The sequence below is a fragment of the Microcystis sp. M049S2 genome (assembly GCF_020245625.1).
GTDB classification, from domain to species: domain Bacteria; phylum Cyanobacteriota; class Cyanobacteriia; order Cyanobacteriales; family Microcystaceae; genus Microcystis; species Microcystis ichthyoblabe_A.
In genome coordinates this window covers 1-14,253 of the sequence record NZ_JADBUN010000168.1, presented here as the reverse complement: position 1 = coordinate 14,253, position 14,253 = coordinate 1, and the positions used below count along the sequence as shown (strand labels likewise).

The 14,253-nt window shown below is 44.4% G+C and carries 13 protein-coding genes; 11 read left to right on the top strand and 2 right to left on the bottom strand.

What is annotated here, in order from left to right; translation table 11 throughout:
• The first annotated feature begins 124 nt into the window (after window positions 1–124).
• The 5 genes from pstS (IM496_RS14730) to pstB (IM496_RS14710) all read left to right on the top strand — a co-directional run bounded on the left by pstS (IM496_RS14730) (window position 125) and on the right by pstB (IM496_RS14710) (window position 5,288).
• Entirely contained in the window at window positions 125–1,246 is a 1,122-nt protein-coding gene (pstS, locus tag IM496_RS14730) for a phosphate ABC transporter substrate-binding protein PstS (RefSeq protein WP_287662374.1), read from the top strand.
• Between the two features lie 94 nt (window positions 1,247–1,340).
• Window positions 1,341–2,300 carry a phosphate ABC transporter permease subunit PstC gene (gene pstC, locus IM496_RS14725; protein ID WP_194017547.1) on the top strand — a complete coding sequence of 320 codons (960 nt, stop codon included), beginning with the start codon at window positions 1,341–1,343 and terminating at the stop codon, window positions 2,298–2,300.
• 156 nt (window positions 2,301–2,456) lie between these two features.
• Window positions 2,457–3,350, top strand: a complete 894-nt coding sequence (gene pstA / locus IM496_RS14720) for a phosphate ABC transporter permease PstA (protein WP_004268305.1) — start codon at window positions 2,457–2,459, stop codon at window positions 3,348–3,350.
• Between the two features lie 193 nt (window positions 3,351–3,543).
• Window positions 3,544–4,347 carry a phosphate ABC transporter ATP-binding protein PstB gene (gene pstB / locus IM496_RS14715; RefSeq protein WP_194017552.1) on the top strand — a complete coding sequence of 268 codons (804 nt, stop codon included), beginning with the start codon at window positions 3,544–3,546 and terminating at the stop codon, window positions 4,345–4,347.
• A gap of 143 nt (window positions 4,348–4,490) precedes the next feature.
• A complete protein-coding gene (gene pstB, locus IM496_RS14710; protein WP_008196127.1) occupies window positions 4,491–5,288 on the top strand; it encodes a phosphate ABC transporter ATP-binding protein PstB in 798 nt (265 codons plus the stop codon).
• Window positions 5,289–5,354: 66 nt separating this feature from the next.
• Here the strand turns inward: pstB (IM496_RS14710) and IM496_RS14705 are convergent, their stop codons facing one another.
• Window positions 5,355–6,371 carry a PstS family phosphate ABC transporter substrate-binding protein gene (locus IM496_RS14705; protein WP_194017554.1) on the bottom strand — a complete coding sequence of 339 codons (1,017 nt, stop codon included), beginning with the start codon at window positions 6,369–6,371 and terminating at the stop codon, window positions 5,355–5,357.
• Between the two features lie 698 nt (window positions 6,372–7,069).
• On the opposite strand from IM496_RS14705, the gene pstS (IM496_RS14700) reads away from it, so the two are divergent.
• From pstS (IM496_RS14700) to IM496_RS14675, 6 genes are all read left to right on the top strand, one after another.
• Window positions 7,070–8,083 carry a phosphate ABC transporter substrate-binding protein PstS gene (gene pstS / locus IM496_RS14700; protein ID WP_287662372.1) on the top strand — a complete coding sequence of 338 codons (1,014 nt, stop codon included), beginning with the start codon at window positions 7,070–7,072 and terminating at the stop codon, window positions 8,081–8,083.
• 175 nt (window positions 8,084–8,258) lie between these two features.
• Window positions 8,259–9,233 carry a phosphate ABC transporter permease subunit PstC gene (gene pstC / locus IM496_RS14695; protein ID WP_194015661.1) on the top strand — a complete coding sequence of 325 codons (975 nt, stop codon included), beginning with the start codon at window positions 8,259–8,261 and terminating at the stop codon, window positions 9,231–9,233.
• A gap of 4 nt (window positions 9,234–9,237) precedes the next feature.
• Window positions 9,238–10,122: a phosphate ABC transporter permease PstA gene (gene pstA, locus IM496_RS14690; protein WP_287662371.1), complete on the top strand. Its 885-nt coding sequence runs from the start codon at window positions 9,238–9,240 to the stop codon at window positions 10,120–10,122.
• Window positions 10,123–10,133: 11 nt separating this feature from the next.
• Window positions 10,134–10,943 (top strand): phosphate ABC transporter ATP-binding protein PstB, encoded by an 810-nt coding sequence (pstB, locus tag IM496_RS14685; protein WP_287662369.1) that lies wholly within the window; start codon window positions 10,134–10,136, stop codon window positions 10,941–10,943.
• 355 nt (window positions 10,944–11,298) lie between these two features.
• Window positions 11,299–11,937, top strand: a complete 639-nt coding sequence (locus IM496_RS14680) for an LON peptidase substrate-binding domain-containing protein (protein WP_194015667.1) — start codon at window positions 11,299–11,301, stop codon at window positions 11,935–11,937.
• 337 nt (window positions 11,938–12,274) lie between these two features.
• Entirely contained in the window at window positions 12,275–12,877 is a 603-nt protein-coding gene (locus tag IM496_RS14675; RefSeq protein ID WP_287662368.1) for a Crp/Fnr family transcriptional regulator, read from the top strand.
• Window positions 12,878–12,999: 122 nt separating this feature from the next.
• Here the strand turns inward: IM496_RS14675 and IM496_RS14670 are convergent, their stop codons facing one another.
• Window positions 13,000–13,905, bottom strand: a complete 906-nt coding sequence (locus IM496_RS14670; protein WP_194015671.1) for an ROK family protein — start codon at window positions 13,903–13,905, stop codon at window positions 13,000–13,002.
• Window positions 13,906–14,253 lie beyond the last annotated feature (348 nt).

Sequence of the window (14,253 nt, the reverse complement as noted above, 5' to 3'; positions counted from 1 at the left end):
TATCGAGAAAATTTTTCTTGACAATACATTATATTTTTTTATTCGCTTCTTAACCTATTCTTTACCAAGCAGTGGTAACTTTTAGCGTAAGATTTAAGGCAGTTTACGGATCAAAATTAATCCTATGCTCAACAAAAACAGAACCCATTTACTAACAGCCTTATCCCTAGCGACTTTAACAGCGACTTTAACCGCTTGTGGTGGCGGCGATACGGCAGGAACTAGCGGAGAGGGAAGCAATAGAATCGCCCAGGTTCCTCTGCAAGGAGAGGTCGCCCTCAATGGTGCGGGCGCTTCTTTTCCTGCACCCCTATATCAAAACTGGTTTGTCACCATCAATCAACTATTTTCTAAACTGCTAATTAACTATCAATCCACCGGTAGCGGGGCAGGAGTAGAACAATTTATCCAAGGTACGATCGATTTTGGCGCTTCCGATGTGGCCATGAGTGACGAGGATATGGCCAGAGTTAGCCGCGGGGTTTTACTGCTACCGATGACGGCGGGAAGCATCGTTATGGCTTATAATTTGCCCGGAGTAGAAGGGCTGAAACTAAGTAGGGAAGCCTATGTAGGCATCTTTTTAGGCACGATTACCCGTTGGAACGATACCAAAATTGCCGCCGATAACCCCGATTTAAAACTACCCGATCAAGAAATTACCGTAGTTCACCGGGCAGACGGTAGCGGAACAACGGGAGTTTTTACCAAGTTTTTAAGCGCCGTTAGTCCCGAATGGAAAAAAAGTATCGGTGAAGGAAAAGCCGTACAATGGCCGACCAAAAAAGGTAAATTTCTCGGCGGTAGGGGAAATGAAGGTGTAACTGCCCTAATTCAACAAAATCAAGGCTCGATCGGCTATATCGAGTACGGTTTCGCTAAAAATAATAACCTGCCCATGGCCGCCCTACAAAACCAGGCGGGTAAATTTGTCATTCCCGATGAAACCAACGCCGCTGCTACCCTCGCTAACGTTGAACTGCCTGAAAATTTACGCGCTTTTATCGTCGATCCGCCGGGGGAAAATTCCTACCCCATTGTCACCTATAGTTGGATGTTAGTTTACAAAAAATACAACGATCCCCAAAAAGCTTTAGCTATGGAGGCGATGATTGAATTTGGACTCAATCAGGGACAGGAACAGTCCGCCGCCCTTGGTTATATTCCCCTACCGAAAAACGTTCGGGAACGAGTAGCCGCCGCTGCCGATGTCATCTATCCCGATTACACGATCAAGGTGGATTAGTCGCCGAAAAAATGTATTCAAAGTTACAATAGTAGTGGAGAAAGGCCAATTTCTCCCTTAGCTACCGCAAACTAGCTGGATTTAAACCCTAATCATGAGTGCGCCCACAGTTCCACCCGACTCAAATTTTAAAGAACGTCCAGAATCGGAAAAAATCCTTGATAAAGGCTTTGTTGGGTTAACCACCGCCTTTGCCATCGCTATTGGGCTGATTTTGCTCCTGATTGCTCTAGTTATTTTTATTCGGGCCCTACCAGCGATTCAAACCTTTGGTCTGGGATTTTTGACCAGTAGTGCTTGGAATCCCGTGCGCGGTCGGGAAGAATTCGGAGTTCTTCCCGTTATCTACGGAACTCTCGTTAGTTCTCTGATTGCCCTCCTGATTGCTGTTCCCCTCGGCATCGGTTCAGCCATTTTTTTAAGCGAAGATTTTATTCCCTTAAATGCGCGGACAATTTTGGTTTTTCTCGTACAACTTTTGGCCGCTATTCCCAGTGTTGTTTACGGATTATGGGGTATCTTTGTATTGATTCCTATCCTCAGACCCCTTGGTAACTGGTTAAATGCTAATTTTAGTTGGATTCCTCTGTTTAGTACTCCTTTAGGGGGTCCTGGAATGTTACCGGCGGGGGTTATTTTAGCAATTATGATCCTGCCGATTATTATCGCTATCTCTCGCGACTCTTTGGCCGCTTTACCGCCGGATTTGCGACAAGCTTCCCTAGGTTTGGGGGCCACCCGTTGGGAAACGATTTTTCGGGTCTTAATTCCTGCCGCTTTTTCTGGGATTGTCGGGGGGATTATGTTAGCTTTAGGGCGCGCTTTAGGGGAAACCATGGCAGTAACGATGATTATCGGCAATTCTAACCGCATTAGTGCCTCTATTCTCGCCCCTGCTAACACGATCGCTTCCTTATTGGCTAACCAATTCGCCGAAGCATCGGGAATGCAAATATCGGCTTTAATGTATGCGGGTTTTGTTCTCTTGGTTTTGACCCTAGTAGTCAATATCTTCGCCGAATTAATCGTTAATCGCGTTAAAGCTAAGTATTAAGCCATCTTTCGTCAGTTATCAGTTTTGAGTTTTGAGTATTAAGTGTTCATCATCAAATGGCAGTTTACTGCTGTCTTTTCACTGTTCACTGTTCACTGTTCACTGATTACTGATTACTGTTCACTCTTCACTGATAACTGATAACTGATAACTGATATGGATAGTGCGAATTTAGGCAATAATCTCAAAAAGAAACCGGGTAGTCCTCGATCGCTATTGGGGACAATTATGACCGTGATTTCGGGTTTATGTTTAGCAGTGACGATTATTCCCCTTTTTGCCGTCCTAGGCTTCGTTTTTGTGCAAGGGGTGGGTCGTTTAAACGCCAATCTCTTTACCAAATTACCGCCGCCGCCGGGGTTAGGAGGGGGAGGCATCGCTAATGCCATTTTAGGCACAATTATCGTCGTTGCCCTCGCTACAGCGATCGCAGTTCCCATCGGCGTTTTAGCGGCGGTTTATCTCTCGGAATTTAGCGGTGATAACAAACTTGCCCAGGGTGTGCGGTTTGCTACCAACGTTTTAGCGGGTGTCCCTTCGATTATTGTCGGGGTTTTCGCCTACGGTTTGCTAGTTGCGCCCTTATTTGGCGAAGGAACAGCCCTTTTAGGCTTTTCTGCCCTTGCCGGTTCGATCGGTTTAGCGGTGTTAATGTTACCCACTATTATTAGAACCACCGATGAGGCTTTAAAAATCGTTCCCCAAGACATCCGCTGGGCAGCCATGGGTTTAGGGGCCTATAACTACCAAACCGTCCTAAAAATCGTCCTTCCTGCGGCAGTTCCCGCTATTTTAACCGGTGTGACTTTAGCAATTGCTAGGGCTGCTGGAGAAACGGCCTCTTTAATTTTTACGGCATTATTCTCTAACTTTTGGCCCCGGGGTGTCTTTGAACCGATTGCCACCCTTTCGGTCCTAGTTTTCAACTTTGCTACTGCCCCTTTTGCCCCCCAACAGCAATTAGCTTGGGCAGGTGCTTTAATTCTGGTGCTTTTGGTGTTGGTAACTAACATTTTATCCCGTTTAGCCACGCGCCAGAAAACCTATTAAGTCAAGGAAAAAGAACGTAGGTTGGGTTGAAGCATGAAACCCAACGCCCGCATGGGTTACGCTATCGCTAACCCATCCTACAAATAATTGTGCCTCCCTACTTAAGTCAAGGAAAAAGTAAAAAGGGATATTTAAGTAAAAATCTACCTATCTTTCCAATTCCTCAATTAGCCAAATTCAAGGTAAATAATTTATGCTAACTAACTCTAACCCCCATTCTACAGGAACCGTTTTAAAGGTGGATAAGGCTAATATTTACTATGGAAATTATCGAGCAGTACGAGACGTTTCGATCGATATTCCCAAAAATAGAGTCACCGCTTTTATCGGACCCTCTGGCTGTGGAAAAAGTACCATTCTCAGGTGTTTTAATCGTCTCAATGATTTAATTCACGGTTTTCGTATTGACGGCAAAGTTTTTTATCATAACCAGGATATTTACTCTCAAGAGGTGGATCCTGTCGAAGTAAGAAAATACATTGGTATGGTGTTCCAGCGCCCTAATCCTTTTCCCAAATCCATTTATGATAATGTGGTTTACGGAGCGCGCTTAAATGGTTATAAAGGCGATTTGGATGAATTAGTAGAAACTTCCCTGCGTCGGGCTGCTCTCTGGGAAGAAGTAAAAGATAAACTGAAAGAAAGCGGTTTTTCCCTATCGGGGGGACAACAACAAAGATTATGTATTGCTCGTACTATTGCCGCTCAACCAGAAGTATTATTAATGGATGAACCCTGCTCGGCACTCGATCCAATTTCAACTTTAAAGGTTGAGGAATTAATGCACGAATTAAAAGAACGTTATACAATTATTATTGTTACTCACAATATGCAACAAGCTACTAGAGTAGCAGATTTAACGGCTTTTTATAACGCTGAACCCACCGATAAAGGTGGCAAAATTGGTTATTTAGTCGAGTTTGATCATACGAACAAAATCTTCGGTGATCCTCAAGAACAAGCAACTAAAGATTATGTTAGTGGACGTTTTGGCTAAATCAGTTATCAGTTATCAGTTATCAGATGTGAGTTTTCAGTGAACAGTATGAAGTGGCAAGTTGGGAGTTTTCTTTTCACTGATTACCGATTACTGTTTACCAGTCACTAAAAAAACACCCATCTCCTTTTTTTTTAAAGATTATGTATAGTACCGATGTTGTTACCGATGCAGTTTTGAGAACCAAAAACTTAAATGTTTACTACGGTTCTAATCTCGCCGTTCGTGATGTTAACCTTGATATTCCTGAGAAAAAAGCGATCGCTTTTATTGGTCCCTCTGGCTGCGGAAAAAGTACAGTTTTGCGCTGTTTTAATCGCATGAATGATCTGGTTAAAAGTGCCAAAATTGAGGGAAAAGTCACCTTTCGCGGTCAAGATATTTATGGTAATTCCGTTAATCCTATCGGGTTACGCAGTCGCATCGGTATGGTGTTTCAAAAACCGAATCCTTTCCCTAAATCTATCTATGAAAATATCGCTTTTGGGGCGCGCTTAAATGGTTACATCGGCGATATGGATCAATTAGTGGAAGAATCTTTAAAAAAAGCCGTTCTCTGGGATGATGTTAAAGATAAACTCAAAGAAAGTGGTTTAGCTTTATCGGGGGGACAACAACAAAGGTTATGTATTGCTCGCGCTATTGCGGTTAAACCGGAAGTTGTTTTAATGGATGAACCCTGTGCGGCACTCGATCCAATTTCTACCCTAAAAATTGAGGAATTAATTCACGAATTAAAAACCCAATATACTATAGTTATTGTTACTCATAATATGCAACAAGCGTCGCGGGTTTCTGATTTAACGGCTTTTTATAATGCTGAACCGACACCAAAAGGGGGTAAAGTAGGTTATTTAGTGGAATATGATCGCACCGAGGTTATCTTTCAAAATCCCGCTCAAGAGTCCACTAGAGATTATGTTAGCGGTCGTTTTGGTTAAGATCACAGCAATAATAGCTAAAATAAAATTTTATAGGGCGAGTTAATCTCACCCTATTTTAAGTTTCTAAAACTTGGCTTTCTGGCGCAGTAATTCGGCTAAAGTCACATCGAATTTTGAGTGTCCCCCGAAAACTGTTCCCGCTTCCCCGTTAAAGAAAGTGACCTTGGCTAAATGATAATGCTCACCGCTCAGGGGAATATAACCGACCTCTTGAACGATATTTTGAGCTTGACTGAGATAATACTCGACAAAACGCTGTAAATCTTTATTAGACTGAGCTTTTTGGGCGTTAACGTAGATAAATAAAGGACGGGCTAAGGGTTGATAGGTGGATTGTAGCACCGTTTCCCGGGAGGGCAAAACAGCCCCTTTACCGCTGTCTATTGCTAAAGCTTTTAAGTTCGCCGCTTGTTTTTCGTAGTAAGCTAGACCAAAATATCCCAGGGCGTTGGCATCTTGACTAACTCCTTGGATTAAAGTGTCATCATCTTCACTGGCAACGTAATCGCTGCGGCTAACATCTTCTTCTCCTACCACCGCTTTCGTAAAATAATCGAAAGTTCCCGAATCTTTGCCCGCACCAAAGAGATTGAGAGGTTTATCCGGTAATCCCGATCGCACCTGACTCCACTTGGTAATTTTACCCTGGGCCGCAGGTTCCCAGATTTTTTTTAATTCCTCTAAAGTGATGCTGTCAATCCAATTGTTTTCTTTATTGACTGCGATGGTGAGTGCGTCAAAGGCGATCGGCAATTCGATAAATCTAATGTTATTCCGATTACAGGCTTCGATCTCATCGCTGCGAATCGGTCGCGAAGCATTGCTAATATCGGTTTTTCCAGCGCAAAACTGCCGAAATCCGCCAGTAGTACCCGAAAATTTGACGCTTATATCCGCAGACGGCTGTTTTTGTTTTTTGTATTCATCGGCGACAGCTTTGGTGATCGGGTAAACGGTGCTAGACCCATCAATAATAATTGATTTGTTTGATTGGGAGTCAACGGGAGCGCAAGCAACTAAAACACCAGCACTAACAAAAACAAGAGCCTTTTTGAGCAATTTATCGAGATTTATCAGCATTTATCCATCCCCTTGCTTTTCTGGGAGTCAGAAAAATCTATCTCCATCATTTCAAAAAAAATTGATTTGATGTAAAAATTCTACCAAAAAGATAACAAACTTAACAGTAGCGAAAAGCAGCGGTGGCCCTGTTTGCCTTGACACACCTAGATAGGGTCTGCTGAAAAAGTTTTTCGTGGGGGCAGGGTGTGGGGTGTGGGGTGTGGGGTGTGGGGCGTAAAGTCTAAAAGCCTTATCCAACAAGATTTGGCTCTTCTAGGTTCTGTGTGATAAGTTTAACTCACATAGGATCGATCGATCTTTGTGTCCTTTGTGTCTTTGTGGTTCGTTCCACCCCCTCGCTAGGAGAAATGTATCTTAGAATACATTTTACCCACCAAAGCTGGGAGAGCCAAGATTTTTAGATTTATTCAGCAAGCCCTAGATAAAAAGCTTTGTCCGGGCAATTTCTCCCCAACAGATGGTTTAAATTAAGATTTCATCCTTGAATAGATACAATGGATTTTTGTCTTTATCGATCTAAATTATTGCCAAAAGCTGTGAACTTTTTAAATTAAACTTAACCGAAATTTTACCCAATCTTAACCAAAAAAATCCCCAATATTTCTAGATTTAAAAGTAATATTTGTGCCTTAAACTATATCTTGAAGAAAGTTCAACTTTCTCCAATTGTGCAGGATTCTTCAACCGGAAAACTTATGATATTCTCAACTGCTACCCTAACTCGTGTGTGTGCTGTCTCCTTCGCCACGGCAGCGGCCTTAGCAGGGACGATGGGAGAAACCCTCGCCCAAACCCTGAACGGTGCAGGAGCCTCCTTTCCCGCGCCCCTATACCAGCGTTATTTTGCCGACTATAAAAACGCCACCGGTGTCACCGTTAACTATAATTCCGTCGGTAGCGGTGCTGGTGTCCGGCAATTTATCGCTGGAACGGTCGATTTTGGGGCTTCCGATGCCGCTCCTTCCTCCTCGGAAAAAAGCCAGATGAAAAACGGTTTACTGCTAGTTCCCACCGCCGGAGGAGCCGTCGCCGTGGTTTATAATCTGCCGGGGGTAAATAACCTGCAAATTTCCCGGGCTAACCTGGGTAAAATCTTCAGTGGCGAGATCACTAACTGGAGACAAGTGGATCCGAAACTGCCCAACCGACCCATTAAAGTGGTGGTTAGGGCTGATGGTAGCGGTACTACCGAGATTTTTACCTCTCACCTGAGTGCTATTAGTCCTTCTTTCAAAAGTAAAGTGGGAACCAGCAAAGAACCTAACTGGGGTTTTACTGTTCTCAAGGGACCGAAAAATGATGGTGTGGCGGCCCTGGTTAAACAAACAGAAGGCTCGATCGGTTACGTTCAAGATACCTTTGCCCGCAAAAATGAAGGGGCAACCATGAGAACTGCCAAAGTTCAAAACAAAGCCGGTCAATTTGTCGAACCCAGTCTCGCTCAAGCTAACAAGGCGATGGAAGGGATCAAATTTAACGCCGATTTTACCGCTAATGTAGATGATCCGAGCAGTGGTTATCCGATCGTCGGGATTACTTGGTTATTAGTACCGAAAGACTATGCTGATAACAAAAAAGCAGCAGAAATTAAAAGACTGTTAACTTGGATTCTCACCACCGGTCAAGGTATTAACAATCAATTGGAATTTACTCGGATTCCCCAATCGGTGACTCAAAGAGTTTTAGCCGAAGTTAACAAAATTAAATAAATACTTTTGTATTAGTTTGAACTTGATTGTCACCGCTTTCCAGTAAGATGGAAAAAAGTTACCAGTTAACCCCATAACTAATAACTGCAAGTATTTCTTTTCTCTGGGCTGAACATTGTTCAGCCCCTACAGTTGCGTTTTCAACAACTGATAACTGGTAATCGCTCTCTACTTTATGGCCAATTTTTCTGAACCTGTTGAGTCTTTTGATCTTTCAGCAGCCAATCTTAACGAAAACCCCGGCACTGCGGGTTTATTTGATCGCATTTTTACGCTCCTAGTCTGGATTTGTGCCGCCTCCGGTTTAATTTTTCTGCTCTGGATGGCCTGGATTGTTTTTCAGGATGCGCGGCCGGCGATCAATGAATTCGGTTGGGGATTTCTCTGGGGAACCACTTGGGATGTGAACGTCCTCAAATTTGGTGGTTTACCCTTTATTTTCGGTTCCATTGTTTCCTCGATTCTGGCTCTTTTATTAGCTATTCCCCTCAGTGTCGCCGTTGCTTTAACCACTAGCGAGAATTATTTACCAGCAAGTATCCGTTATCCCATCGGTTTTCTAGTGGAATTAATCGCCTCGATTCCTAGTGTAATTATCGGGTTATGGGGGATTTTTGTGCTAATTCCCGTGCTTAAACCCCTGCAAGAATGGTTATTTCAAAATTTTGCTTGGTTCCCTTTGTTTAATACCCAACCTTTGGGACCAAGTATGCTGATCGCTGGTGTGATCCTGGCCATTATGATCGTGCCGACTATTTCCGCTATCAGTCGCGATGTGCTGCTTACCGTCCCCCCCGAATTACGCAGCGCCTCCATGGCCCTAGGGGCGACTCGTTGGGAAACCATCTGGCGCGTGTTGTTGCCGGCGGCCAGTTCCGGTATTATCGGGGCGATTATCCTCGGTTTAGGTCGCGCTTTAGGGGAAACTATGGCGGTGGCCATGGTAATCGGTAACTCCTCGATTATTAGTCCCTCCCTCTTGGCCCCCGGTTATACTATTCCTGCTGTACTAGCCAATACCTTCCCAGAAGCTTTTGAAAAAATCCACATCGGAGCTTTGATGTATTTAGCTTTGATTCTATTTGTTATTACCTTAGCCGTCAATAGTGTAGCGGCTTTATTAGTACAATTTATCAACCGCAATCGTTAATTTTATGAATCAAGGAGCTTTTCCCGAAGAAGATTTACAGCAACCCCTGTCACCGTGGCGACATTTTTTTACCAACGGTCTCACGGGTTTAGCGATCGCTCTTAGTGCCATCGCCATTCTGCCTTTATTCGCTATCCTCTTTCAAATTGTCAAAGAAGGTTTACCCGGATTCAATTGGCAAGTTTTCACCTCTTTACCCGCCCCAGTTGGCTCCGATCCTAGTGTTCCCAACGGTTTCGCTAATGCGATCGTGGGTACTTTAACCATGGTCGGTTTAGCGGCCTTAGGCAGCATACCTCTGGGGATTCTCACCGGGGTTTTCCTCTCGGAATTCGCTCGGGGTTCCAAAATTGGCGGTATTCTGCGCTTTGCGATCGTGGTATTGAGTAGTACCCCTTCCGTTATCGTCGGGGTGTTTTCCTTCGGGGTTTTGGTGTTAACTACCAAACAATTTTCCGCCGTGGCGGGGGCCTTTGCTTTGGGGGTGATTATGTTGCCGATCATCGCTTTAACCACGGAAGAGGCACTAAAACTAATACCCATGTCCTACCGTCTCGGTTCCTCCGCTTTGGGGGGTTCCCGTTTCGATACGGTATTTCGCATTGTCCTGCCAGCAGCGATCGCACCGATTATGACCGGGATATTATTAGCGGTGGCCCGGGCCGCTGGAGAAACCGCCCCCTTAATGTTTACGGCTTTATTTAGTCAATTTTGGCAAGAAAGTCTTTGGTCGCCCACACCGGCTTTAACGGTGTTGATTTATAACTACGCTAGTTCCCCCTTTCCTGAACAAAATTCCTTGGCTTGGACAGCTTCTTTAGTCCTGATTATCTTAGTTTTAATTACTAGCCTTCTTTCCCGTTTTGTCACTCGTAAACGCTCAAATTAAGCATTTTTCTTATGATCGATTCCTCTCTCATGAACAATCCTACGTCTCTAGCTAATTCGGCGATCGAAGTCGAAAATCTTAGCTTTTTCTACGGTAGCAAAAAAGCCCTGGAATGTGTTTCTTTAGAAATCCCCCAAAGGCAAGTAACCGCCATGATCGGCCCCTCTGGTTGTGGTAAATCCACTCTCTTAAAAGCCCTCAATCGCATCGGGGAATTAGAGGGACAGGTGACAGTTAAAGGCAAAGTTAGGTTTTTTGGCCAAGATATCTACGCCCCCAAAGTTAACCTTCATACCTTACGGCGACAGGTGGGTATGGTCTTTCAGCGCCCTAACCCTTTTCCCGCTAGTATTTACGATAATATTGCCTATGGTATTAGAATTTATCGTTCCGCTAGTCGCAGTGAATTAGATGGGATTGTGGAATCAGCTTTAAAAGGGGCTGCTCTTTGGAATGAAGTTAAAGATCTGTTGAATAAATCCGCTTTAGGATTATCGGGGGGACAACAACAAAGATTGTGTATTGCTCGCGCTTTGGCGGTAAAACCAAAAGTATTATTAATGGATGAACCTTGTTCGGCTTTAGACCCCCTTTCTACCCTCAAAGTCGAGGAATTAATCCATGAATTGAAGCAACAATACACGATCGTGATTGTCACCCATAATATGCAACAGGCCTCTAGAGTATCCGATCGCACGGCCTTTTTTAATGCCGATGAAACCCGTGTCGGTCGTTTGGTAGAATTTGACACCACCCAGAAAATTTTCACCGATGCAGTTAATCAACAAACTCGCGATTATGTAGCCGGTAGATTCGGTTAATTGGTCTTGTCAGGGGGCAGTCCCGATGCCAAAGTTGGCACCGCCAAGCCTGAAATTAAGGCTAAGACAAAAAGGTTGTTTCCTCAATAGAGCTTTCTAGCCTGAGAGTCAGTCGAATCAGGATACCCAGAGGCATCGCCAATTGTCGCTACCAATCCCTTTCAAGGTCAAGGTAAGCACGCAAGTCAGAATCTACCAGTAGAGGTATCCATATTCAGCAGACCCTAAATAAAAATAATCTCCTGACGACCGACTCCTGAACACAGTCTCCCGTCTCCCGCCCATTGCCCTTGCCTAGCGGTTCAGGGGGGATTGTGTAAAAATAAGAGAAGATCGGTTTTTTTTTACTAAACCTATGGCCACTTCTTCCATTGCCGTTAGAGAATTACCTCTCTTTCCCCTACCCGAAGTTGTTTTATTCCCGGGTCGTCCTCTGCCCCTGCACATCTTCGAGTTTCGCTATCGGATTATGATGAATACGATATTGGAAGAAGATCGCCGTTTTGGGGTCTTAATGGTAGATCCGGCCACGGGAGAAATTGCTAAAGTGGGCAGTTGTGCGGAAGTTGTCCGTTGTCAACGTCTCCCAGATGATCGCCTAAAAATTCTCACCATCGGTCAACAGCGCTTCCGTGTCCTAGAATACGTCCGGGAAAAACCTTATCTCGTCGGTTTAGTGGAGTGGATTGAAGATGTCCCCACCACCCAAGATCTGCGACCTCTGGCCACAGAAGTGGATCGACTGCTGCGGGATGTGGTTCATCTCTCAGCCAAATTAACCGCTCAAAAAATTGAACTCCCTGACGATTTGCCCAGTCTTCCCCTGGAATTATCCTACTGGGTGGCGGGTAATCTCTACGGTGTGGCCGGGGAACAACAAGCTTTATTGGAAATGCTCGATACAGTCAGTCGTCTGCAACGAGAATCGGAAATTCTCACCTCAACCCGCAATCATCTGGCCGCTCGCACGGCTCTTAAAGATGCTTTAAATTAATAATCTTGAGGTTTTTCAGCTGCGGGAGAGGGAAATGGGGAAGTTATTTCAGTGAACAGTGAACAGTAATCAGTAATCAGTGAACTGATAACTCATACTAAATCCGTTGAGTATAGGCTACTTATGAGGACAGGCAAAAGGCAATAGGCAAAAGGAGCAATAGATAATCAGTTTTTAATAACCAGATTTAGTATCACATCTGAAAACTGATGACTTACCCACTGATAACTGATAACTGATAACTGATAACTGTTAATCTGGGGATTACCTAATGTTTACCTTGATACAGTAAAGTGGGGTTAAAATTGCTATCCCCTCACCCAGGAGAACTTTGATCATGTTGCTGACCTATAATCCCAGCGTCTCACCCTTCGGAGAAGACTATAGCGAGAGTCGTCGGCTCCATTTTTATGATCGCGGGGAAAATATTCCTCTGGTGGCCGATGGAGTCTGGCAAGTTTATCGGGGTATGGCGCAACTAAGTCAAGTATCTGAGAGTGGAGAGGAAATTTTACTAGGCTGGGTTCATTCATCCCACTTTTTTGGCTTAAATTTGACCCATCTGGAATCCTATCACGCCAGAGCCTTGTCGGAACTTTACCTAAAATGGTACACGATCGCCGAAGTGGAAAACTCGGTGGAATTAACTAGGATGATGTTAAATCAAATGATCCGTCGTCAACAACAAACGGAATCCCTACTGGCGATCGCAGGACTCAAACGAGTGGAGGAACGTCTTCAGCAGTTACTACAGTTATTAAAGCGGGAAATGGGAGAACCAATCGCCCAAGGCAGTCGTTTAAAGATCCGTTTAACCCATCAAAATCTCGCCAATGCTATCGGTACCACGAGGGTAACGGTGACGCGTTTATTAGGGGAATTTCAGCGTCAGGGATGGGTGAGTATCGATGGCGATCGCCATTTAATTATTCACGATTAAGTCAGTCCCCCCCATAATAAGTACCTAAGCAAAATTAATTACACATATCTAACCACCTCTTGCCTCTTGCCTTTTGCCTTTTGCCTTTTGCCTATCTTCACTAGGAAATTAATTTTGCATGACTACTTAGACTCCCCGCGCAAGTCCACTAATTGCCAAGCCAATTTGGCAGCTCCCACCATCCCGGCGCGATTACCTAACTCGGCCGTTAATACCTCTAATCCTTCTCTGGAACTAGGTAAAACCCGTCTTTCGATTTCTGTGAGGAGAGAGGGAAAGAAAAACTTAGCACTGGCACTAATACCGCCGCCGATAATTACCGCCTCTGGGGTGAGAACATAGAGTAAACTGGCGATACCAGCCCCCAGTAAACAACCGTAACCCTGCCAGAATTCTAAAGCCTCTCGATCGCCTTTTTCGGCCAATTCCGCCAATTGCTTCGGTTCTTTGCCAGTCATCCGGCGAATAGCTTGCAGGGAGGTGTACTGTTCCAAGGAACCCTGATTACCGCTATTGCACAATGGACCGTCAAAATTGAGGGTTATTAAGCCTAATTCTGCGGCCGTTCCCTTGCTGCCCACAAATAAGTTACCATCGAGGATAATTGCCCCTCCTACTCCCGTCCCCAAAGTTAACAGGATCAAGTTTTGAAACCGTTTGCCCGCTCCTAACCAAGCTTCCCCCAAACCGGCACAATTGGCATCATTGGCTAAAATTGTCGGCATTCCCGTGCTTTCTTCTAACCAATCGGCCAGGGGAATATCCCGCCATCCTGCCAAATTAATCGCTATTTTGGCAATTCTTCCCTGAGCATCCGTCGGCCCCGGCGTTCCCACACCGATGGCTTGACAACTTTTATCTAAATTTACTTGACAAATGCCTTGATGTATGGTAAGGGCGACTTCTTTGGGTGTAGCGGGTTGGGGAGTGGGCAAGGTGAGAGATTCGAGACAATTGCCCTCTTGGTCAAATTTACCAATTTTAATAGCAGTTCCACCTAAATCGACACCTATTACTGTTTTCACCATCGGGCTTTCCTTGTTACTCTGGGAATAGCTAGGTTTATTATCACTCTTTTTGGCGGTTTTTTCGCGGTTAGATGTGATTGAGGATAATTCGGCTAAACCGGCAAAACTGGCTAATTGATTAGCCCAAATTTCTCCTATACTTTGGACACCGGCAGCTTAACTCCTGATTTTTCCCCATTTTTAAGTAGGTAGGCGTTAAAAATTATCCGATGCCCCCCTTATTAAGCTATCCCTTATAGGGATCTTTCTTAACAATTTTTGCAGTAAGCACTCCAACCCTTATCCTGACTTGATTTCAGTTTTTTCTTTGTCAGTAAGGGTGTCAACAAGGAATATTACAAATTGTTA

Bases quoted from the DNA above. Each gene is read 5' to 3' on its own strand.
- pstS (WP_287662374.1), top strand. From the start codon at position 125: ATGCTCAACAAAAACAGAACCCATTTACTAACAGCCTTATCCCTAGCG.
- IM496_RS14675 (WP_287662368.1), top strand. From the start codon at position 12,275: ATGTTGCTGACCTATAATCCCAGCGTCTCACCCTTCGGAGAAGACTAT.
- IM496_RS14680 (WP_194015667.1), top strand. From the start codon at position 11,299: ATGGCCACTTCTTCCATTGCCGTTAGAGAATTACCTCTCTTTCCCCTA.
- pstC (WP_194015661.1), top strand. From the start codon at position 8,259: ATGGCCAATTTTTCTGAACCTGTTGAGTCTTTTGATCTTTCAGCAGCC.
- pstC (WP_194017547.1), top strand. From the start codon at position 1,341: ATGAGTGCGCCCACAGTTCCACCCGACTCAAATTTTAAAGAACGTCCA.
- pstB (WP_194017552.1), top strand. From the start codon at position 3,544: ATGCTAACTAACTCTAACCCCCATTCTACAGGAACCGTTTTAAAGGTG.
- IM496_RS14705 (WP_194017554.1), bottom strand. From the start codon at position 6,371: ATGCTGATAAATCTCGATAAATTGCTCAAAAAGGCTCTTGTTTTTGTT.
- pstB (WP_008196127.1), top strand. From the start codon at position 4,491: ATGTATAGTACCGATGTTGTTACCGATGCAGTTTTGAGAACCAAAAAC.
- pstA (WP_287662371.1), top strand. From the start codon at position 9,238: ATGAATCAAGGAGCTTTTCCCGAAGAAGATTTACAGCAACCCCTGTCA.
- pstS (WP_287662372.1), top strand. From the start codon at position 7,070: ATGATATTCTCAACTGCTACCCTAACTCGTGTGTGTGCTGTCTCCTTC.
- IM496_RS14670 (WP_194015671.1), bottom strand. From the start codon at position 13,905: ATGGTGAAAACAGTAATAGGTGTCGATTTAGGTGGAACTGCTATTAAA.
- pstA (WP_004268305.1), top strand. From the start codon at position 2,457: ATGGATAGTGCGAATTTAGGCAATAATCTCAAAAAGAAACCGGGTAGT.
- pstB (WP_287662369.1), top strand. From the start codon at position 10,134: ATGATCGATTCCTCTCTCATGAACAATCCTACGTCTCTAGCTAATTCG.